Annotated in this window: 14 protein-coding genes and 2 pseudogenes; 11 read left to right on the top strand and 5 right to left on the bottom strand. The window is 71.5% G+C overall.

Annotated elements, in window-relative coordinates:
* Positions 1 to 530 precede the first annotated feature (530 nt).
* On the top strand, positions 531 to 713 hold the full coding sequence (locus tag ACZ6QQ_RS33955; RefSeq protein WP_465881889.1) for a hypothetical protein: 183 nt from the start codon (positions 531 to 533) through the stop codon (positions 711 to 713).
* Between the two features lie 60 nt (positions 714 to 773).
* Here ACZ6QQ_RS33955 and ACZ6QQ_RS33950 read toward each other — a convergent pair whose 3' ends face one another.
* The 4 genes and pseudogenes from ACZ6QQ_RS33950 to ACZ6QQ_RS33935 all read right to left on the bottom strand — a co-directional run bounded on the left by ACZ6QQ_RS33950 (position 774) and on the right by ACZ6QQ_RS33935 (position 8,230).
* On the bottom strand, positions 774 to 1,973 hold the full coding sequence (locus ACZ6QQ_RS33950) for an acetate/propionate family kinase (RefSeq protein WP_465881888.1): 1,200 nt from the start codon (positions 1,971 to 1,973) through the stop codon (positions 774 to 776).
* A gap of 74 nt (positions 1,974 to 2,047) precedes the next feature.
* A pseudogene (gene pta, locus ACZ6QQ_RS33945) lies at positions 2,048 to 4,117 on the bottom strand (phosphate acetyltransferase); the annotation flags it as partial.
* Between the two features lie 70 nt (positions 4,118 to 4,187).
* Entirely contained in the window at positions 4,188 to 4,367 is a 180-nt protein-coding gene (locus tag ACZ6QQ_RS33940) for a DUF6104 family protein (protein ID WP_121156858.1), read from the bottom strand.
* Positions 4,368 to 4,450: 83 nt separating this feature from the next.
* Positions 4,451 to 8,230: a multifunctional oxoglutarate decarboxylase/oxoglutarate dehydrogenase thiamine pyrophosphate-binding subunit/dihydrolipoyllysine-residue succinyltransferase subunit gene (locus ACZ6QQ_RS33935; RefSeq protein WP_465881886.1), complete on the bottom strand. Its 3,780-nt coding sequence runs from the start codon at positions 8,228 to 8,230 to the stop codon at positions 4,451 to 4,453.
* A gap of 351 nt (positions 8,231 to 8,581) precedes the next feature.
* Here ACZ6QQ_RS33935 and ACZ6QQ_RS33930 point away from each other — a divergent pair, with 351 nt between their 5' ends.
* The 10 genes and pseudogenes from ACZ6QQ_RS33930 to ACZ6QQ_RS33885 all read left to right on the top strand — a co-directional run bounded on the left by ACZ6QQ_RS33930 (position 8,582) and on the right by ACZ6QQ_RS33885 (position 19,891).
* On the top strand, positions 8,582 to 9,379 hold the full coding sequence (locus ACZ6QQ_RS33930) for a GNAT family N-acetyltransferase (protein ID WP_465881885.1): 798 nt from the start codon (positions 8,582 to 8,584) through the stop codon (positions 9,377 to 9,379).
* On the top strand, positions 9,376 to 10,281 hold the full coding sequence (locus tag ACZ6QQ_RS33925) for a lysophospholipid acyltransferase family protein (RefSeq protein WP_465881884.1): 906 nt from the start codon (positions 9,376 to 9,378) through the stop codon (positions 10,279 to 10,281). The genes ACZ6QQ_RS33930 and ACZ6QQ_RS33925 overlap by 4 nt, the downstream gene beginning before the upstream one ends.
* Positions 10,282 to 10,661: 380 nt before the next feature.
* On the top strand, positions 10,662 to 11,522 hold the full coding sequence (locus ACZ6QQ_RS33920; protein ID WP_465881883.1) for a DUF4097 family beta strand repeat-containing protein: 861 nt from the start codon (positions 10,662 to 10,664) through the stop codon (positions 11,520 to 11,522).
* The gene (locus ACZ6QQ_RS33915) at positions 11,519 to 12,124 is read left to right on the top strand and encodes a PadR family transcriptional regulator (RefSeq protein WP_465881881.1); all 606 of its coding nucleotides are present in this window, start codon (positions 11,519 to 11,521) and stop codon (positions 12,122 to 12,124) included. Before ACZ6QQ_RS33920 ends, ACZ6QQ_RS33915 begins: the two co-directional genes overlap by 4 nt.
* A 114-nt stretch (positions 12,125 to 12,238) precedes the next feature.
* Positions 12,239 to 12,937 (top strand): response regulator transcription factor, encoded by a 699-nt coding sequence (locus ACZ6QQ_RS33910; RefSeq protein WP_326562744.1) that lies wholly within the window; start codon positions 12,239 to 12,241, stop codon positions 12,935 to 12,937.
* On the top strand, positions 12,934 to 14,499 hold the full coding sequence (locus ACZ6QQ_RS33905; RefSeq protein WP_465881879.1) for a sensor histidine kinase: 1,566 nt from the start codon (positions 12,934 to 12,936) through the stop codon (positions 14,497 to 14,499). The genes ACZ6QQ_RS33910 and ACZ6QQ_RS33905 overlap by 4 nt, the downstream gene beginning before the upstream one ends.
* Positions 14,500 to 14,590: 91 nt before the next feature.
* The gene (locus ACZ6QQ_RS33900; protein WP_465881877.1) at positions 14,591 to 16,294 is read left to right on the top strand and encodes a S1C family serine protease; all 1,704 of its coding nucleotides are present in this window, start codon (positions 14,591 to 14,593) and stop codon (positions 16,292 to 16,294) included.
* 218 nt (positions 16,295 to 16,512) lie between these two features.
* Positions 16,513 to 17,190, top strand: a complete 678-nt coding sequence (locus ACZ6QQ_RS33895) for a BON domain-containing protein (protein WP_465881876.1) — start codon at positions 16,513 to 16,515, stop codon at positions 17,188 to 17,190.
* A 127-nt stretch (positions 17,191 to 17,317) separates the two neighbouring features.
* Positions 17,318 to 18,414, top strand: a pseudogene (locus tag ACZ6QQ_RS33890) (glycosyltransferase family 4 protein); the annotation flags it as partial.
* 124 nt (positions 18,415 to 18,538) lie between these two features.
* Positions 18,539 to 19,891 (top strand): ABC transporter ATP-binding protein, encoded by a 1,353-nt coding sequence (locus ACZ6QQ_RS33885; RefSeq protein WP_465881875.1) that lies wholly within the window; start codon positions 18,539 to 18,541, stop codon positions 19,889 to 19,891.
* 18 nt (positions 19,892 to 19,909) lie between these two features.
* Here the strand turns inward: ACZ6QQ_RS33885 and ACZ6QQ_RS33880 are convergent, their stop codons facing one another.
* Positions 19,910 to 21,118, bottom strand: coding sequence for a hypothetical protein (locus ACZ6QQ_RS33880; protein ID WP_465881873.1), 1,209 nt, complete (start codon positions 21,116 to 21,118; stop codon positions 19,910 to 19,912).
* Positions 21,119 to 21,197 lie beyond the last annotated feature (79 nt).

The raw sequence follows: 21,197 nt of genomic DNA, 5'->3' as shown, positions 1-21,197 counted from the left end.
TCCTCCCCCCCCCCCCCCCCCCCCCCCCCCCCCCCCCCCCCCCCCCCCCCCCCCCCCCCCCCCCCCCCCCCTCCCCCCCCCCCCCCCCGCGACGTGCGCCGCGGGTACGGGCGGTACCGCGCGACCGGGAATGAGTGCGACCGGGAATGAGTGCGGTACGGGCGGGCGGTACCGCGCCGCCGGAGGTGAGCGTACGCACGCCGACCGCGTACGTTCTCTCTCCGGCACTCGGCGGGGCGGTGCACTCGCCCCGGGGCGGCGACCGCCCGCCCGTGACCGGTGTGCGGCTCCGACCGGGCAGGATGAAGGACCCGGTTCACGGTCGTTTCCGCGCACCACAATGACCGTAAGCGTGCGCTGTGCGTTACGCGGCCACCCGTCCGGCTGTGGTACGGCGGCCAGCCGGTCGGTGTTGGCGGCCGCCTCGGTGGCCGGTAAGGCCCCGGACGGGTCGCGCGGGGGGAAAGCCGCCCGTGCGCGGCGGGCGGGACACGACGGCCCCTTGCGGGCCGTTCGCTATGGTCATCGGCATGCCTGACAGTTACCAGGACCCCAGTGGCAACACCGAGGCGTTCCGTGCCTTCGCGCACCCGTCCGCCGAACCACCACCGCCCGCCGCCGCCAAACCGTCGGCGAACCTCCCGTTGATCGTCGGCGCCGTCATCGCCGCAGCGGTCGTCATCGCCCTCCTCGCCTGGCTCGCCCTCTCCTGACCTAGTTGATCATGAAGTTGGCGCGACGACACGTCGGTGCCGGGCGCGCCAACTTCATGATCAACCGGAGGGTTGGCGGGTGAGCAGGGTGGCGGTTTGGTGGGCGATCTCGAATTCCTCGTTGGTGGCTATGACGGCTACGGCCACGGGGGAATCGGGGGACGAGATCAGGCGGTCGGTGGGGGTGTCGGTGTTGTTGCGGGTCGGATCGACGGTGATACCGAGGCCGGACAGGTCGGTCAGGGCGGTGGCGCGAACGGGTGCGGCGTGCTCACCGACACCGGCGGTGAAGGTGACCGCGTCGAGCCGGCCGAGCAGGGCGAAATACCCGCCCACGTAGAACCTGATCCGCTGGCAGTAGACCTGGAACGCCAGCTCAGCGGCCGGGTCACCGGCGGCCCGGCGACGCAACACCTCGCGCATGTCGTTCGCGCCGGTCAGCCCGAGCAGCCCACCTCGGTGGTTGAGCAGGTCGTCGATCTCGTCCACCGACATCCCGGCCACCCGCCGGAGCTGGAAGACGACCGTCGGATCCAGGTCACCACTGCGGGTCCCCATCACCAGGCCCGCCAGCGGCGACATCCCCATCGAGGTGGCGACGCTCCGGCCACCGGCGACCGCACACGCGCTCGCCCCGTTGCCCAGATGCAGCGTGATCGTGTTGACCTGCTCGTACGGCCGCCCGAGCAGCGCCGCCGTACGCCGGGAGACGTACGCGTGCGAGGTGCCGTGGAAGCCGTAACGGCGGATGCCGTACCGATGCGCGGTCTGCGTGTCGATGGCGTACACGGCGGCGGCCTCGGGCATGGTGCGATGGAACGCGGTGTCGAAGACCGCGACCTGCGGTACGCCGGGCAGCAGTTGCCGGGTCACCGCGATCCCGGTCAGGTTCGCCGGATTGTGCAGCGGGGCGAGCGGCACCAGATCGGTGATCGCCCCGAACACCTCGTCGTCGACCAGGGTCGGCTCGGCGAACCGCTGCCCACCGTGCACCACCCGGTGCCCGACCCCGGTCAGTCCGGTCAGGTCGATCCGGTCCAGCACCCCCCGGATCGCACTCTCGTGGTTCGCCGGCCCGCCGCCGGGCTCGCCGATCCGCTCGACCACACCCTGCGCGAGCACCGCCGGCCCGCCGTCGCCGCCGGCCACGGACGAGTCGACACCGCCGGCCACCGGTGTGTCGGTACCGACGTCGACACCGTCGTAGAGGCGGTACTTCAGCGACGACGAACCGCAGTTCAGCACCAGGATCCGGCTCATGACACCACCCCGTCCGGGCGGTCGGGCCGGTCGCGTAGCGGTCGGGAGAGGGTGGGCCGGTGGCCGTCCGACGCACCGGTCGCCGCAGCTTGGATCGCGGTGATCGCGACCGTGTTCACGATGTCCTTCACCGTCGCCCCCCGGGACAGGTCGTTGACCGGGCGGCGCAGCCCCTGCATCACCGGGCCGACCGCCACCGCCCCGGCCGAGCGCTGCACCGCCTTGTACGTGTTGTTACCGGTGTTCAGGTCGGGGAAGACGAAGACCGTGGCTCGGCCGGCGACCGTACTGCCGGGCAGTTTGGCCGCCGCGACGGCCGGGTCGATCGCGGCGTCGTACTGAATCGGTCCCTCGACCAGCAGGTCCGGCCGGCGGGCCCGGACCAGTTCGGTGGCAGCGGCCACCTTCTCCACGTCGGCACCGGCCCCGGACGCCCCGGTCGAGTACGACAGCATCGCCAGCCGGGGCTCGACACCGAACCGGGCGGCGGTGTCGGCCGAGGAGAGCGCGATGTCGGCGAGCTGGGCGGCGTCCGGATCCGGGTTGACCGCGCAGTCGCCGTAGACCAGTACCCGGTCACTGAGCAGCATGAAGAAGACGCTCGACGCCACCGACACGTCCGGCACGGTACGGATGATCTCGAAGGCGGGGCGGATGGTGGCGGCGGTGGTGTGGGTGGCACCGGAGACCATGCCGTCGGCGTGGCCGAGGTGCACCATCATGGTGCCGAAGTAGTTGGGACTGGCCACCACGTCCTGCGCCAGGTCCAGGGTGGCGCCCCGGTGGGCGCGCAGCCGGGCGTACTCGGCGGCGAACTCGTCCCGCCACGGGCTGGCGACCGGGTCGACCAGGTCCGCCTGCTCGATGTCAACACCCAGCTCGCGGGCCTTGCGGCGGATCTCGCCCGGATCACCGAGCAGGGTCAGGTCGGCCACCCGGCGGCGGAGCAGGATCTCGGTCGCCCGCAGGATCCGCTCGTCGGTCCCCTCCGGCAGCACCAACCGGCGGCGGGCGGCGCGGGCCCGGTCGATCAGGTCGTACTCGAACATCAGCGGGGTGACCCGCGCGGACCGGGCGACCCGCAGCCGCCGGGCCAACTCCGGGGTGTCGACTGCGGCCTCGAAGGCGCCGAGCGCGGCCTCGACCTTGCGTGGGTGGGCGGCGCTCGGCCGGCCCTCGATCCGACTGGAGGCGGCCACCGTGTGGTAACTGTCGCCGGGCACCGAGAGCACCGCCAGGCCGGTGCGCAGCCGTTCCACCAGCCGCATCACCCGAGGGTCGGGTTGCTCGCCGAGGGTGAGTACCAGCCCGGCGACCGAGACCTGACCGGCGACGTGTGCCGCGGCGGCGGCCACCAGCAGGTCCGCCCGGTCGCCCGGGGTGATCATCAGGGCGCCGTCGGTCAGGTGGTCGAGCAGGGTCGGCACGTGCGCCGCCCCGACCACGAAGTCGAGCACGTCCCGGTCGAGCGCGGCCCGGTCACCGGAGAGCAGGGTGGCGCCGAGCGCCGCCGCCACCTCGGCCACCGTCGGTGCCGACACGGCCGGCACCTCGGGAATCGCGTACGCCGGCACCGGCAGTTCCGGCAGTCTCATCGGCCCCGGCACCCGGTTGGCCACCACCGCCAGTACGGTCGTACCCAGGTCCTCAAGGTCGTGGTAGGCGCTGCGTGCCGCCGCCGCGATCGTCTCCGGCTCCTGGCCGAACCCGTCCACGACCGGAACCACCACGCTGCCGAACTCGGTCGCCAGCCGGGCGTTGAAGGCGAGTTCGCGGGAGAGCCCACCGGTGCCGGCCTCGACCGCGTCGTCGAAGTCGCTGCCGACCACGACCACCGCCGGACAGCCCCGCTCGACCGTCCGGTAGCGCTCCACGATCCGGGAGATCAGTTCTTCCCGTTGTCCGTCGGCGACCAGGGCGGACGCCTCGGCGTAGGTGGTGCCGTAGAGGTCGTCGGCCGGGGTGTCGATCCGGTACCGGTCGCGCAGCAGGGCCAGGATCGCGTCCTCGTCGGTGCCGCCGACCAGCGGCCGGAACACGCCGATCCGCTCGACCTGCCGGGAGAGGAGTTCGGCCAGCCCGAGTGCGATCGTCGACTTGCCGCCGCCGTGCCCCAGCCCGGCGATATAGACACTGCGTGCCACGCCCTCAACCTACAAGATCGGGCAGCCCGCCGGTCCGGTCCGGCGGACGTCGATCCGGCGACGGTTGGCCCTACTCGTCGTCCTCGTCGTCGAGGCGGGCCAGCCAGGTGGCGAAACGTTCGATCGGGGTTTCGAACTCGGGGTTGAGGTCGACGAAGTCACGCAGGCGCTCGCCGAGCCACTCCAGGGTGACGCTCTCGTCGCCCCGGCGCTCGACCAACTCCTCGATGCCCCGGTCGGTGAAGTACATGCTGGTCCCTTCAGACGCCGGGGCGGACCGAGGAGTGAACCTCGATCCGCCCCGGTCTCACGACAACTGCGGCGGTACGGCGATCAGGGGCGGGGCAGTGCCGCCTCGATCAGTGCGGTCTGCTCGACCTCGTGCATCTTGGCCGAACCCACGGCGGGGGCGGCGGCGGCCGGGCGGGAGATCCGCCGAAGCCGTACGCCCTCCAGGTGCTCCAGCAGGTTGAGCGCCACGAACGACCAGGCACCCTGGTTGGCCGGCTCCTCCTGGACCCAGGCGAAGTCCTCGGCGTTCGGGTATTCGGCCAGGGCCGCCTTGATCTCCTCCACCGGCAGCGGGTAGAGCTGCTCCATCCGGACGATCGCGGTGTCGGTGATCTTGCGCTCGTCACGGGCCTGGAGCAGGTCGTAGTAGATCTTGCCGGTGCAGAGCAGCACCCGCTTGACCGACTCCGGCTCGGCGATGGTCCGGTCGCCGAGCACCGGCTGGAAACTCCCGGTGGTGAAGTCCTCGACACTGGAGACACAGAGCTTGTGCCGCAGCAGCGACTTCGGCGTGAAGACCACCAGCGGCTTGCGCTTCTCCGACAGCGCCTGACGGCGCAGCAGGTGGAAGTGGTTCGCCGGGGTGGTCGGGATCGCCACCCGCATGTTGTCCTCGGCGCACATCTGCAGGAAGCGCTCCGGCCGCCCGGAGGTGTGGTCCGGTCCCTGACCCTCGTGGCCGTGCGGCAGCAGCAGCGTCACCGCCGACTGCTGGCCCCACTTCACCTCGCTGGAGGAGATGAACTCGTCCACCACCGACTGGGCGCCGTTGGCGAAGTCACCGAACTGCGCCTCCCAGAGCACCAGCGCCTCGGTGTTCTCCACCGAGTAGCCGTACTCGAAGCCCATCGCGGCGTACTCGCTGAGCAGCGAGTCGTGCACGAAGAACCGGGACCGGTCGTTGGTCAGCGCGGAGAGCGGCAGGTGCTCCCGGCCGGTCTTGGAGTCGACCACGACCGCGTGCCGCTGGACGAACGTGCCCCGGCGCGAGTCCTGGCCGGCGAGCCGGACGGTCACCCCGTCGTGCAGCAGCGAACCGAACGCGATGATCTCGCCGAAGCCCCAGTCGATGTTGCCGTCGGTGGCCATCTTCGCCCGCCGGTCGAGCAACTGCTGGATCCGCTTGTGCGGGGTGAAGCCCTCGGGCAGCGTGGTGTGCGCCGTACCGATGGCGTGCACCACGTCCGCGCTGATCGCGGTCGCTACCTGCGGCTCCGGCTCGGACTGGCGGCGCGGGCGGGCCGGCTGCCGGCCCGGCGTCGCGGCGTCACGGGTGGCCTTGAAGACCCGTTCGAGCTGGGCCTGGAAGTCGCGCAGCAACTCCTCGGCGTCCTCGACGGTGATGTCCCCGCGCCCGATCAGCTCCTCGGTGTAGAGCTTGCGGACCGACCGCTTCGAATCGATGATCTGGTACATCTGCGGATTGGACATCGAGGGGTCGTCGCCCTCGTTGTGGCCGCGCCGCCGGTAGCAGACCAGGTCGATCACGACGTCCTTGTTGAACGCCTGGCGGTACTCGAACGCCAGCCGGCCGACCCGGACCACGGCCTCCGGGTCGTCCCCGTTGACGTGGAAGATCGGCGCCTGGATCATCCGGGCGACGTCGGTGCTGTAGAGGCTGGAGCGGGAGTATTCCGGGGCGGTGGTGAAGCCGACCTGGTTGTTGACCACCACGTGCACGGTGCCACCGGTGCGGTAGCCGCGCAGCTGGGAGAGGTTGAGCGTCTCGGCCACCACGCCCTGACCGGCGAAGGCGGCGTCGCCGTGCACCGCCACCGGCAGCACGGTGTAGCCCTCCAGGCGCAGGTCGATCCGGTCCTGCTTGGCCCGGACGATGCCCTCCAGCACCGGGTCGACCGCCTCCAGGTGCGACGGATTGGCGGTCACCGACACCTTGATCGCGTGCTCGCCGTCCGGCGTACTGAACTTGCCGGCCTGGCCGAGGTGGTATTTCACGTCACCCGAGCCCTGGGTCGAGCGCGGGTCGAGGTGACCCTCGAACTCGGAGAAGATCTTCTCGTACGGCTTGCCGACTATGTTGGCGAGCACGTTCAGCCGACCCCGGTGGGCCATGCCGATCACGACCTCGTCCAGTGAGCCCTCGGCCGCCGCCTCCAGCACCTCGCCGAGCAGCGGGATCAGCGACTCGCCGCCCTCCAGCGAGAAGCGCTTCTGGCCGACGTACTTGGTCTGGAGGAAGGTCTCGAACGCCTCGGCCGCGTTGAGCCGGTTGAGGACGTGCTTCTGCTCGTCCGCCGACGGCTTTTCGTATTTGCGCTCGATCCGGTCCTGGATCCAGCGCCGCTCCTCCGGGTCCTGGATGTGCATGTACTCCACGCCGACGCGGCGGCAGTAGGAGTCGCGCAGCACCCCGAGAACCTCGCGGAGCTTCATCTTCTGCTTGCCGTTGAAGCCGCCGACCGGGAAGTAGCGGTCCAGGTCCCAGAGGGTCAGGCCGTGCTGGAGCACGTCCAGGTCCGGGTGCTTGCGGATCTTGAATTCGAGCGGGTCGGTGTCGGCCATCAGGTGACCGCGCACCCGGTACGCGTGGATGACCTCGATGACCCGGGCGGTCTTGTCGATCTGCCCCTCGGAGGTCACCGCGACGTCGCGCATCCAGCGCACCGGCTCGTACGGGATCCGCAGCGAGGTGAAGATCTCGTCGAAGAAGCCGCGCTCACCGAGGATCAGCTCGTGCATGATCTTCAGGAACTCGCCGGACTGGGCGCCCTGGATGATCCGGTGGTCGTACGTGCTGGTCAGCGTGATGATCTTGCTGACGGCGAGGTCGGCCAGGGTCTCCTCGGACATGCCCTGGTACGGCGCCGGGTACTCCATCGCGCCGACCCCGATGATCGTGCCCTGCCCGACCATCAACCGGGGCTGCGAGTGCACGGTGCCGATCCCGCCCGGGTTGGTCAGCGAGATCGTCGTGCCGCCGTAGTCCTCCATGGTCAGCTCGTTGCGCCGGGCACGCCGGACCACGTCCTCGTAGGCCTGCCAGAACTGACGGAAGTCCATCTGCTCGCACGCCTTGATCGACGGCACCACGAGGTTGCGGGAACCGTCGGGCTTGGCCAGGTCGATCGCGATGCCGAGGTTGACGTGCTCCGGCCGGACCATCACCGGCTTGCCGTCCACCTCGGTGTACGAGTTGTTCATCTCCGGGTGCTCGGCCAGCGCCCGGACCAGGGCCCACCCGATCAGGTGGGTGAAGCTGACCTTGCCACCCCGACCCCGCGCCAGGTGATTGTTGATCACGATTCGGTTGTCCACCAGCAGCTTGGCCGGGACCGCGCGGACGCTGGTCGCGGTCGGCACCGACAGCGACGCGTCCATGTTCTGCACGATCTTCGCCGCGACACCGCGCAACGCGGTGGTGGACCTGCCGGCGGCCGGCGGCTGGGCCGGCGCGGCCTTCGGCTTGGCCTGGGCGGCAGCGGCCGGAGCACCGGCCTTCGGCGCGCCGTCGGCCGACTGCGCCGCAGCCGGCTTCGGTGCGGCCGACTTCGGCTCGGCACCGGCCTTCGGCTCGGCACCGGCTGCGGTCGCCGGGCGGGCCGGTGGGGGCGGGCTGGCCGCTTCCTTCTTCACCCCCGGTGCCGGGTTCGCCGCTGCTACTGTTTTCGGGCCCGACCCGTTGCCGTCAGCCCCGGCCGAAGCCGTGTCGGTTGCCGGTCGGTAGTCGGCAAAGAAGTCGTGCCAGGCTGAATCGACGCTGGTGGGGTCGGCGAGGTAACGCTGGTACATCTCCTCGACGACCCACTCGTTCGGGCCGAAACCCGCCAGTGGGTTGTCCTGCGAAGTCTGCTGGGTCGACACGGCCAGTGATCGCCTCTTTCACGCGGGTTCTGCGGTTCACGCAAGGTTCTGGCCGCCGCCCTGGGCCGGGGTCAGAAATCAGTGTCCAGGCTACGCCGTACGCTATCGGCCGGCATGGCCGCATCCGGCCCGTGTCGCGATTCACAGCGTGAAAGTCTTGTTCACCTGGCGTTCAGCCCTCTGACGTCGCCCGGTCGGCGGAGGTCGGGCCGGTGCTGACCGCCGCGAGTCGGTCCGGCACCCGGACGACGCCCCGGGCCGTCCGGCCTGAACAGGGCCGTTCATCCGATCGACACCCACGCATCCGGTGCGCGACACGCCGACGGTAGCCAGTGACCTTACACATACCCCATGGCTGTTCTGCTTACCGCTCCCGCACCCACCGGGACCAGCGGTTACACCCTGCTGATCGCCGACGAGGCGGCCCAGGTGGCCGCCGCGCAGCGGCTGCGCCACGACGTCTTCGCCGAGGAACTCGGCGCCAACCTCCACTCGGACGTCCAGGGACTCGACACCGACGAGTTCGACGCGCACTGCGACCACCTGCTCGTCCGGGACGACAGCACCGGCGCGGTCGTCGGGACGTACCGGATGCTGCCGCCGGACCGGGCCGCCCGCGCCGGCCGGCGGTACGCCGAGGGCGAGTTTGACCTGTCCGCGTTCGCCCCGCTCCGCGACGAACTGGTGGAGATCGGGCGATCCTGCGTGCACCCGGACCACCGCACCGGCGCGGTGATCAACCTGATGTGGGCCGGCATCGCCCGCTACCTGCACCTGCGCGGGCTGCGCTGGCTGGGCGGCTGCGCCTCACTGCCACTGGACGACGGGGGCGCGAACGCGGTCGCGGTGTGGCAGCAGGTCGCCGCCCGGAACCTGGCCCCGCCACCGCTGCGGGTCCGCCCGCACCGGCCCTGGCTGGCCGAACCCGCAGCGGTGGCGGCGCTCGCCGCCCGCGCCGACCGGGCCGACAGCCCGCCGGCCGCCATGCCCGCCCTGCTCAAGGGCTACCTGCGGCTCGGCGCCTGGGTCTGCGGCGAGCCCGCGTACGACCCCGACTTCCGGGTCGCCGACCTCTACGTACTGCTCTCGATGGATCGGATGCACCCCCGCTACCGGCGGCACTTCCTCGGACTCGGAGAAGAAGGATGAACCAGCTCTGGCAGCCCCGTTCGGCCTGCGGGCCGCACTGCCTGCCCGGCCCCGACGAGACCCCCACGGTCTCCCGGCTGCGGCGGGCCGGCCGGATGACCGCCCTGTTCGGCGCGCTGCTGTTCGGGGCACTGCTGGTCCCGGCGCTGCCGGTGCTGCCCCCGGCCGGACGGCAGGCCGCCGGGCGCTGGTGGGCCCGGCTGGTGCTGGGCTCGCTGGGCGTGACCCTGCACGTACGGGGCCGGCTGCCCCGGCGGCGGGCGCTGCTCGCCGCGAACCACATCTCCTGGCTGGACATCATGGCCACGCTCGCCGTCTCGCCGGCCCAGATGCTGGCCAAGCAGGAGGTGCGCCAGTGGCCGCTGATCGGTTCGCTGGCCGCCTCGGGCGGCACCATCTTCGTCAACCGGACCCGGCCCCGGGCGCTGCCGCAGACGGTGGCCAAGGTGGCCGAGGCGCTGCGGGCGGACCGGGTGGTCGCGGTCTTCCCGGAGGGTACGACCTGGTGCGGCAAGCCCCGCGTGGCGGGCGACTGCCCGGCGGGGGGACGGTTCCGGCCGGCGATGTTCCAGGCGGCGATCGACGCCGGGGCGCCGGTGGTGCCGCTGACCATCGGCTACCGCACCGGTCCGGGGCGCGACGGTACGACCGCCGCCGCCTTCCTCGGCGAGGACAGCCTCTGGGTGTCGTTGCAGCGGGTCGTCGCCGTACGCGGGCTCTGTGTCACGGTCACCGCCGCACCGGCACTGCACCCGGAGCAGTCGGCCTCCCGCCGCCGCCTCGCCCAGGCAGCCGAATCCGCCGTCCGCTTCGCCGGCCCCCACACCCACATCCATCACCAACCGCCCGCTGCCCTCACCACCACCCCCACCCCGCTCACCAACCTCTCTCTAGCCGCATAACCCACCCCCTCCGCCCTCCTCCCACCCCCTCCACACGCCGCCCCCGCCCCTACGCCCCGCCCCTACGCCCGCCCCCGCTGCGCCCGCCCCCCCCGCCCCGCACCCCGCTGTTCGCCTCGCGTTCGCGATCTAGGGCAAACGGTGGTGGCTAGTGATCAACTAGCACGTGTTTGCCCTAGATCAACGAAGTCGGGGTGGGAGGAGGGGTGGGAGGAGGGGTGGGAGGAGGGGTGGGAGGAGGGATGGGAGGAGGGGAGGGGGGAGGGGAGGAGGGGAGGGGGGAGGGGAGGGGGTGGTGTGTCGCGATGTATCGCGTTAGGGTTGGGGGGTTGGGTGGTTGGGGCGTATGGGGTTGGGTGGGTGGGATGGGGAGTTGGACGGTGGAGGAGCCACAGCGGCTCACGCTCGACGAACCGGTCACCCGGTTGGAGGTCAGCCTGATCGGAGGGCGGCTCAACGTGGTCGCCGCCGACGGGCCCGCCCGGGTGGAGATCACCAGGGCCAGCTCCCGGCCGGTGATCACCGTGGAACACCGCGACGGCCGGCTCTCCGTACGGCAGGACTGGACCCGGAACTGGCACCGCCTCCTCTGGTGGTTCGGCCGGCGGTACCGGGTCGACGTGTCGATCGCGGTGCCGGCGCACGTCCTCGCCGACCTGCGGCTGGTCGACGGCTCCGTGATCGTGTCCGGTCTGCGGGAGAGCACCCGCGTCGACGTCACCTCCGGGCAGGTCACGCTGATGGGGCTGGCCGGGCGGACCAGCGCCAAGGTGGTTTCCGGCCCGGTCGAGGCGCTCGGGGTCGCCGGAGAACTGACCATGGAGACGGTCTCCGGGGAACTGGTGCTCGCGGACGGTTCCGCGACCCGGGTGCGGGCCACCACCATCTCCGGCGCGATCACCTGCGACCTCGACAATCCCCGGCGCAGTGAAATCCGGCTCAGCACCACCTCCGGCAGCGTCACCGTACGGGTGCGGGCGGACAGCGATCTGGCGGTGCACCTGCACACCACCTCCGGCCGGATCACGAGCGCGTTCCCGCAGCTCAACACGGGCGGGGCGAGCTGGTCGAAGGACAGTCACGGGGTGCTCGGCGCAGGTGAGGGCAAACTCTGGGCGAACTCCACCTCGGGCAGCATCGCCCTGCTGGCCCGGACGGTGGACGCGGACGACGAGTTCGCCGCGGACGACGGGCTGGCGGACGACGGGTTCGCCGACGACGACCGGCGGGGGGCGGCATGACCGGGGTGTTCAGCCACGGACGGCTCCGGCTCTACCTGCTCAAGCTGCTCGCCGACGGGCCGAAGCACGGCTACGAGCTGATCCGGCTGCTGGAGAACCGGTTCCTCGGCCACTACGCGCCCAGCGCCGGCACGATCTACCCCCGGTTGCAGCGGCTGGAGGTCGAGGGTCTGGTCACCCACACCGCGGCCGGCGGGCGCAAGGTGTACGAGATCACCGACGCCGGCCGGACCGAGCTGGGCCAGCGCGACGGTGAGCTGGCCGATCTCGAATCGGACATCCGTGCCTCGGTGGCGGATCTGTCCAGCCTGGCCGGGGAGATCCAGACCGAGGTACGCGGCTCGGTGCGGGACCTGAAGCGGGAGCTGCGCGCGGCCACCCGGGAGACCCGGTACGGCGGCTGGACGGTTCCGGCCGCCGCCCGCCCCGTCCCGCCGCCGCCCGACGCGGATCTCGGGGCGGAGTTCGACCGTCGGCTCACCGACTTCACCGCCGAGGTACGTGCGCTGGTGCACAACCGTGGGCTCACCGAAACTCAACTGCGTACGCTGATCCGGATCCTGGACGGTGCGCTCGACGGGCTGCGGCGGCTGTTGCGCTGAGGCGATCGGGACGTCTGCGGGGCCGTCGTTTCTCCCAGCGGACTCCGAGCTGTTCCCAGGCAGTTTTCAGGCTACCTCCAGCCCGCGCGCAGGGGGGCGGCGGATGATGTGGTCATGGCTGCGCAGACCGAGGCACGACTACTCGTCGTAGAAGACGACCCCAACATCCTGGAGTTGCTCTCCGCCAGCCTGCGTTTCGCCGGATTCGACGTGGCCACGGCGACGAGCGGCAGCGCCGCCGTCACCGCCGCCAAGGACCGCCGCCCCGACCTGGTCGTGCTCGACGTCATGCTGCCCGACCTGGACGGTTTCGAGGTCATCCGGCTGATGCGGGAGAGCGGTACGCGTACTCCGGTGGTGTTCCTGACCGCGCGGGACGCCACCGACGACAAGATCCGTGGGCTGACCCTCGGCGGGGACGACTACGTCACCAAGCCGTTCAGCCTGGAGGAGTTGACCGCCCGGATCCGGGCGGTGCTGCGGCGTACGGCGACCGGGGAGCAGGCGCCCTCCCGGCTCAGCTTCGCCGACCTGGAGCTGGACGAGGAGACGCACGAGGTGCACCGGGCCGGACAGCGGGTGCAGCTCTCGCCGACCGAGTTCAAGCTGCTGCGTTACCTGATGCTCAACGCGAACCGGGTGCTCTCCAAGGCGCAGATCCTCGACCACGTCTGGAACTACGACTTCCGTGGTGACGACAACATCGTCGAGTCGTACATCTCCTACCTGCGGCGCAAGGTCGACACCAGTCAGCCTCGGCTGATCCACACCCTGCGGGGCGTCGGCTACGTGCTGCGTAAGCCCGCGGCGTGACCAGTCCGGTCTCGTCGCTGAAGGGCCGGCTGCGGAGCACTCCGCTGCGGTTCAAGCTGGTCACCGCAGTGCTCGCCCTGGTTGCCGCCGCACTGCTCGTGATCAGTGTGATGACCACCTTCTTCCTGCGCAGCTACCTGGTCAGCCAGGTCGACGCGGAGTTGCGTACGTCGGTGCACAGCCTCCAGTCGCTCTCCGCCTCGCCGGGCGGCGGCACGATCTCGCTGCCGCTGGCCGACTACATCGTGGTGCTCACCACCAACGATCCCCAGCGGCCCGACCTGCGGTACGACACGGACCGGTTCAGCCCGGCGGACCTGCCGCCGTGGCCGTCGGACCCGGACGGCTTCGCGAAGTTGCAGGGTGATCCGTTCACGGTCAAGGCGCACGACGGCACGGTGCGCTGGCGGATGCTCTACACCCAGTTGCCCCGTGGCCAGATGGCCGCGGTGGGGCAGCACCTCACCGACGTCGACCAGGCGGTGAAGCAGCTCATCTGGATCGACCTGCTGGTCGGCGGCGCGGTGCTGATCCTGCTCGCCTCGTTGGGCGCGGCGATCGTCCGGACCAGCCTCCGACCGTTGATCAAGATTGAGCAGACGGCGGCGGCGATCGCCGACGGGGACCTGACCCGGCGGGTGCCGGACCCCGAGCCGGGGGCGGCGGAGCCAAAGACCGAACTGGGCCGGCTCTCCCGTGCGCTGAACGCGATGCTCACCCAGATCGAGGCGGCGTTCACCGCTCGGGCCGCGTCCGAGACCGCCGCCCGCAACGCCGAGTTGGGGGCACGGGACGCGGCGTTCGCCGCCCAGGCATCCGAGGCTCGGGCCCGCCGTTCCGAGGAGCGGATGCGGCAGTTCGTCGCCGACGCCTCGCACGAGCTGCGTACGCCGCTGACCACCATCCGGGGCTTCGCGGAGCTCTACCGGCAGGGCGCGGCCGGCTCGCCCGAGGAGACCGCCCGACTGGTCCGCCGGATCGAGGACGAGGCGGCCCGGATGGGGCTGCTGGTCGAGGACCTGCTGCTGCTCGCCCGGCTGGACCGGGAACGGCCGCTGGTGCTCGGGCCGGTGGAGTTGCCGGTGCTGGCGACCGAGGCGGTGCAGGCGGCGCACGCGATCGCGCCGGAGCGGAACATCACGCTGGAGACCATGCCCGGCGCCGGGGACCTGGTGGTCCTCGCCGACGACGCACGGCTGCGGCAGGTGCTCGGCAACCTGATGACCAACGCGCTGACGCACACGCCACCGGATGCCTCGGTGACCCTGCGGCTGCGTACCGAGGCCGGCAACCTGGCCGTGGTCGAGGTGGCCGACACCGGTCCGGGTCTCCCGGCGGAGCAGGCCGAACGTGTCTTCGAACGGTTCTACCGGGCCGACGCGGCCCGTACCCGCCGGGCGGGCGGCGCCGCCGGTACGGGTCTCGGGCTGGCCATCGTGGCCGCGCTGGTGACGGCACACAACGGCAGCGTGGAGGTGCTCGGGACGCCGGGTGGCGGTGCCACCTTCCGGGTCAGGTTGCCGCTCGCCCCGACCGCGGCCGACTCGGCCGAGAACGAGTAGCGGCCGTGTACCGGGTCGGGTCGCGCGATTCACAGCGAATGTCCAGTGCGATTCCAGGTGCGTCGCAGAGCTACCGGGCAAGGTAGGTGCCATGAGCGAGTACGAGACCGACCCGCAGCGGCCTTCGGCCAACGCCGACGCCGACGCCACGCCGTCGTATCCCACCGCGGAGTTGTCGCCCGTCGAGCGCGGGCCGGCCGACTCCACCGCCGAGGCCACCCGCCCGGCCGACACCGAGCCGACCACCGTCGCCGGTGGGCAGCCCTACCCGGCCCAGTCCGGCACCCCCGAACAGCAGACCACCTCCTTCGCCGCCGCCGACGCGAGCGCGAACGCCGCACCGGCCACGGACGCGGGCACCGAGCCGACGACCGGTGGACCGGTCGGACCGACGACCGGGCAGCCGTACGGCAGCCCCTACGCCGGGCACGGTGCCGCCGTGCCGCAGCCGGCCGGGCCGTACGCCGGTTACCAGCGGCCGACCGACTCCTACGCCGGCCAGTACGGCGGCGCCCAGCCCGGTTCCGCGGTGCCGGCCTCCTACCCGCCGAGCCCCTGGCACCCGGCCGCCCAGAACCAGCCGACCTGGACGGGTAACCCCAGCTACCCGGGTCAGCACGCGCCCGGCGCCGCGATGCCGCCGCAGCCGCCGCACCTCGGCGGTAACCCGCCGCCGATCTGGGCCCAGGGCCCGAACGGGCCGGGGCACCCGCAGCGGCCGAGCCGGTTGGGCAGGTTCGCCGCGATCGGTGCCGCCGCGCTGGTGCTGATGGCCGGTTCCGGCATCGCCGGTGGGGCCGTGGCGCTGGCGCTGGACGGCGGATCGTCGGGCACCACCCGGACCTACACCGCCGCGCCGATCATCAACAGCGCGGACCTGCCGAAGATCGCCGCTTCGGTGGAGAACAGCGTCGTCTCGATCACCACCGGCACCGGTGAGGGCTCGGGTGTGGTGCTCAGCGCGGACGGCTACGTGCTGACGAACAACCACGTGGTGGCCGGTGCCACCGGGGGTAACGTCCGGGTGGTCTTCGCCAACGGCAAGAACGCCCAGGCGAAGGTCGTCGGCACCGACCCGAAGACCGACCTCGCGGTGGTCAAGGCGCAGGGGGTCAGCGACCTGAGCCCGGCGAAGTTCGGTGACAGCGACGCGATGCAGGTCGGCGACACGGTGCTCGCCCTGGGCAGCCCGCTGGGGTTGCAGGGTTCGGTGACCGCCGGCATCCTCAGCGCCAAGGACCGGACCATCCAGGCCGGTGGCGAGGAAGAGCAGCAGCCGCAGAACCCGTTCCAGCAGCCGCAGCAACAGCAACAGCAGCAGGGGGCCAGCTCGATCTCCGGGCTGCTCCAGACCGACGCCCCGATCAACCCCGGTAACTCCGGCGGCGCCCTGATCAACACCAAGGGCGAGGTGATCGGCATCAACACCGCCATCGCCACCGCCGGCAGCAACGGCAACATCGGCGTCGGCTTCGCGATCCCGAGCAACAAGGCCAAGGACGTGGCCGGCAAGCTCCAGCAGGGTCAGAAGATCAGCCACCCGTTCCTCGGGGTCGGTGTCACCGAGTCGGACAACGGCGCGATGGTCACCGGGGTGACCGAGGGCAGCCCGGCCGCGCAGGCCGGTCTGCAGCAGGGCGACGTGATCACCAAGTTCGGCGACAAGGTGATCAACGACTCCAACGATCTGGTCGGGGCCGTGCAGACGGGCAAGGTGGGCGACAGGGTGCAGTTGACCTTCACCCGAAATGGTGAGGAGAAAACGGCAACCGTGACGCTGGCCGAGACGTCATAGCAGGAGGACCCGTTCGTACCTGAGGGCGACTACTTCCGTAACCCGGAAGCGCGCCTCCTCCCCAAGCGGCGGGCGATGTGACCAAGGGGGTTGGTCACGTCGCCCGCCGCGCCCCTCTGTACGGGGTTCACCTCGCCGGGGTGACGGGCGCTCACCCCGATCGGCGCGATCCTGGGCGGGACGGGATGTCCACGGACTCCAGCCGGGGAGGAACGGCGATGACCACGGTGATCGCGACCCGCGACGACCCCACCATCCAGCGGGATCTGCTGGCGGAGCTGAAGTGGGAGGCGCAGGTGCAGCCCAACGAGGTCGGCGTGATCGTGCACGCGGGCGTGGTGACGCTGACCGGCTCGGTGGACAGCTACGCCCGGAAATGGGCCGCCGAGCGCACCGCACACCGGATTCGGGGCGTACGCGGGGTGGCCAACGAGATCGAGGTACGCCCCACGGAAACGGTCGGACGGACGGACACCGACCTCGCGAAGGCGGCCAGCCGGGCGCTGGACTGGGACTCCTTCGTGCCGGTGGAGCAGGTCGACGTGACCGTCGCGAACGGCTGGGTGGTGCTCCGGGGCGAGGTCGAGTGGGGCTACCAGCGGGAGGCGGCCGAACGGGACCTCGGGCGGCTGGCCGGGGTGCGGGGCGTGACCAACCTGATCTCCGTACGCGCCGGTGAGCGGGTCAGCCCGGAGGTGCGCAAACGAGACATCCGGCGCGCTCTGGCTCGGGTGATCGAGGACAACGCCGACCGGATCGTCGTCGACGTCGAGGCGGACACCGTCATCCTCGGCGGGACCGTCCGGTCTTGGATGGAACGCGAGGAAGCGCGCCGGGTGGCGTGGTCCGCGCCGGGAGTCCGGGAGGTCGACGACCGGCTGGGCATGGCGGTCTGACCGGTCGTCCCCGACGGCATCGGCGGCCATCCCCGGCCACCGCCGGTTATCCCCGGCCGAGCAGGGAAACCCGAACTATCCGGCGGGTCAGCCGGAGCGGTGGGGAGGGCTCGACGTCGTGAACCACATGCCGATCGACCGATTCGACCAGACCGCACCGTTGCGGATCGCCATGGTCGTACCGCCCTGGTACGAGCTGCCGCCCAGCGGGTACGGCGGGGTGGAACAGGTCTGCGCGGCACTGGTGGACGCGCTGGCCGCCCGTGGGCACGAGGTGACCCTCTTCGGTGCAGGTACGGGTTCCGGCACCGCCGCCCGATTCGTCGGGACGATGCCGGAGCTGCAACACGAGCGCCTCGGACAGTCGCTGCCCGAACTGGCGCACCTGGCCCGAGCCGACCAGATGATCAATCCGGACGTCTTCGACGTGGTGCACGACCACACCACCATCGGCCCGTTCGTCGCGCCCCGCCGTTCCGTACCGACGGTGGCGACCGTGCACAACCGGCCCACCGGGGAACTCGGCGACATCCTGGCCGACGTCGACCGCTCGGTCGGACTGGTGGCGATCTCGCACGCCCAGCGGCGGCTGCGGCCGTACCTGCCGTGGGCGGCGACGGTGCACAACGGGATGGCGCTCGACGACGTACCGCACAAGTCGCAGCCCGGCACCGGGCCGGTGCTCTGGCTCGCCCGGTTCAGCCCGGACAAGGGCCCCGACCTGGCCGTACGGGCCTGCCGGGCGGCCGGGCTGTCGCTGGTGCTGGCGGGTAAGTGCGACGAGCCGGAGGAGCAGCGTTACCTGGCCGACGTGATCGAGCCGTTGCAGGGCCCCGATCTGACCGTGCTGCGCAACCCGGACCGGAAGACCTGTTTCGAGTTGATGCTCGCGGCCCGTTGCCTGGTCATGCCGATCCGCTGGGAGGAGCCGTTCGGCATGGTGATGGTCGAGGCGATGTCCACCGGTACGCCGGTGGTGGCACTCGACCGCGGTGCCGTACCGGAACTGGTCCGGCCGGGTGAGACGGGCCTGGTCTGCGTCGACCCGGACGACCTGCCGCAGGCGTTGCGCGACGCGGGCGGGCTGGACCCGGCCGCGTGCGTGGCCCACGTGCGTAACGCGTTCTCGGCCGAGATGATGGCCGAGGGTTACGAGCGGGTCTACCGGCAGTGGGCCACCACCTCGCGGGACCGGGTCGCCGACACCGCCCTCGCACCCACCGGCGCCTGGTAACCGCCGACCGCCCTCGCCGCGCGGGACGTTCGCCGCAGCGGAACGCGCCGACGGCGGTCCGGGGTAGCGCGTTTGGCGTACCGGCCCGGACGATGGGGGCAGGAGGTGGTCTTCGTGGTCACCATCACCATCGATCGGTTGACGAAGGTTTTCGACGGCGGGGTCGTGGCGGTCGACGAGCTGAGCCTGGAGATCGGGTCCGGGGAGTTCGTGGCGTTGCTCGGGCCGACCGGTTGCGGCAAGTCGACGATCCTGCGGCTGGTCGCCGGCCTGGAGGAGCCGACCGCCGGCCGGGTCCTGTTCGACGGTGCGGAGCCGGACGAGCGGGCCGCACTCCAACGGCGGGTTGCCATGGTCTTCCAGGACCACTCCCTCTACCCGAACCTGACCGTGGCCCAGAACATCGGGTTCCCGTTGCGGCTCGGGGCGGAGCCGGTGGGGACGCTCGCCGCCCGGGTCGCCGAGGCCGCCGGGCAGCTCGGCATCACCGACCTGCTGCACCGCCGCCCCGGTCGTCTCTCCGGCGGGCAGCGTCAGCGGGTGGCGATGGCTCGGGCGATCGTCCGCCGGCCGCACGCCTTCCTGCTCGACGAGCCACTGTCCAACCTGGACTCCGGGGTCCGGGCCGACCTGCGTACGGAGATCGCCGGGTTGTCCCGCCGGCTGGGGGTGACCACCGTGTACGTCACCCACGACCAGGTCGAGGCGATGACGATGGCCGACCGGGTGGCGGTGCTGCGCCGGGGTCGGCTGCAACAGGTCGGCACGCCGGCCGAGGTGTACGGCGACCCGACCAGCCTGTTCGTCGCCGCCTTCCTCGGCACCCCGCGTCCCAGCCTGCTCCGGGGCGCGGTCTACGTCGAGCCCGCGCGGGTCCTGATCGACCTCGGCTCGCAACTGCTCGAACTGTCCCGCGACGATCCCCGGACCCGCGCGCTGGTCAACCGGCACACCGAGCGGGTGACCCTGGCGGTACGCGCGGACGCGCTCACCCCGGTCGTCGGCGACACCGACTCGGGGGCCGTGCTGCGGGGCGTCGTCCGGACGGTGGAACACCTCGGGCACGAGGCGTTGGTGCACGTCGACGTCGGCGGGGTTCCGACCTCGGTCGCCGAATCCCGGTTGGAGCATCCGGACACCGGGACGCACCTGGCCGACGTCCTCGCCGAGGAGCCGCCGACCGGGCACCCGTTCCGGCACACCCTGGCCCGGATGATCCCGCACCAGCGTACGGACGAACCGCCCGCGACCGCCCGGACCGAGTACGGCTTCTACCCGGTGTACGACCCGGCCTCCACCGACGGTCAGCCGCCCTCCGGCGACCTCGTGGTACGGGTGCCCGCCCCCGCCCCGCCCCGCCCCGGTGCCCCGATGACGCTCGCCGTCGACCCGGACCGGCTGCTCCTCTTCGACCGGGCCGGCGACCGGATCAGACTCGACCGACCCGCTGACCCCCTGACCCCCTGACAGCGGCCCGGTGACCGGTCAGTAGGCCGAGGCGCGTACCGCGAACACCGAGCGGCTGCCGGCGTACTCGGTCAGGGACCAGAGTTGATTGCGCGCCGGCCAGTAGGAGAGGTCCTCGGGGCCGATCGGCAGCGCGTCGGTGTGCATGACCACCGAGCCGCCGGGGCTGAACGTGGCGAGGTCGCCCTTGTTGGCGCTGCCGTCGCTGGTCGACAGGTAGAACTTCCCGTTGATCGCGGTCGCGCCCTGCATGCTGGTGACCGAGACGTCGTACGCCTCCGAACCGTGGGCGTAACCGTCGGCGCCGGTGGTCAGCATTCGAGTGGTGTAGTCGATCGGGAAGCGGACCAGGCGGGTGCCGGTGCCGGGGTTGGCGTACTCGCCGATGACGACGCTGTCCGGGGTACTGGTCCGGTCCAGCGCGACGAACGAGTGGGTCAGGTTGGCGTACCCGCCGGTGGTCGAGCGGGTGTACGTCAGCGCCTGCGGCAGCACGTACTTGTAGCCGTACGCCTGGTAGCTGCCGTCGGACTGGAGGCCGATCACGGCGTCGTCGCTCGTCGCGGTCTGCCAGAGGTGGCGCAGGTCGAAGACCCGGAAGCCGGCGCTGGTGGAGGCGACGTAGAGGTAGTGGCCGTACCAGAACATGCCGCCGGCGTGCAGGTTGACCGGGCGGAAGGAGGCTCTGCCGTCGCTGCGCGCGTACGGCTCGACCAGCAGCACGTGCCGGTAGGTCGGCGCGCTCGGCGTCGAGTAGTCCACGAAGGACACCCGTACGCCCCGGTCGATCCCGTCGGAGGCGTCGTCGTACCAGCTCACCAGGATCGCGGTGGCGCCCTCGTAGGTGCCGACCTCGTACGCGTCCGCGGTGGTGGTGATCGCCTGTGGGATCCAGTAGGTGACGTTGTTGTCGCCGCTGTTCCAACAGAACGAGGCGACCCGGTTGGCGGCGGCGGGGGAGCAGGCGGTCGCCGCCCGGTTTCCGTCGCCGACCACGGTCGGCACGCTGACGTTCGGCAGCGCGGCGTCCAGGTCGTCGATCAGGCTGTTGTACGAGCTGGCCTGGAGCCGGAAGTTGGCCGCGGTCAGGGTGACCGCCGCCGCGGCGACGGCGGTGCTGCCGGCGGTGGTGCCGATCGGCTCGCCCGCCGTGGCGGTGGCCGGTCCGGCGATGGCGGTGACCAGGGTGGCGGTCAGTGCCGTGATGAGTGTTGTCCGGGCTATCACCAAAATCCTCCTTGGACGGACGGAAGTGCCCCGTTTGGTACGGAACTCTGGCCGCGCCGGTCCCCGGTGTCAACGGAGC

The sequence above is a fragment of the Micromonospora sp. NPDC049529 genome (assembly GCF_055586685.1).
Note: the sequence above shows the minus strand (reverse complement) of the source record. Positions and strands in the feature narration are given on the sequence as shown.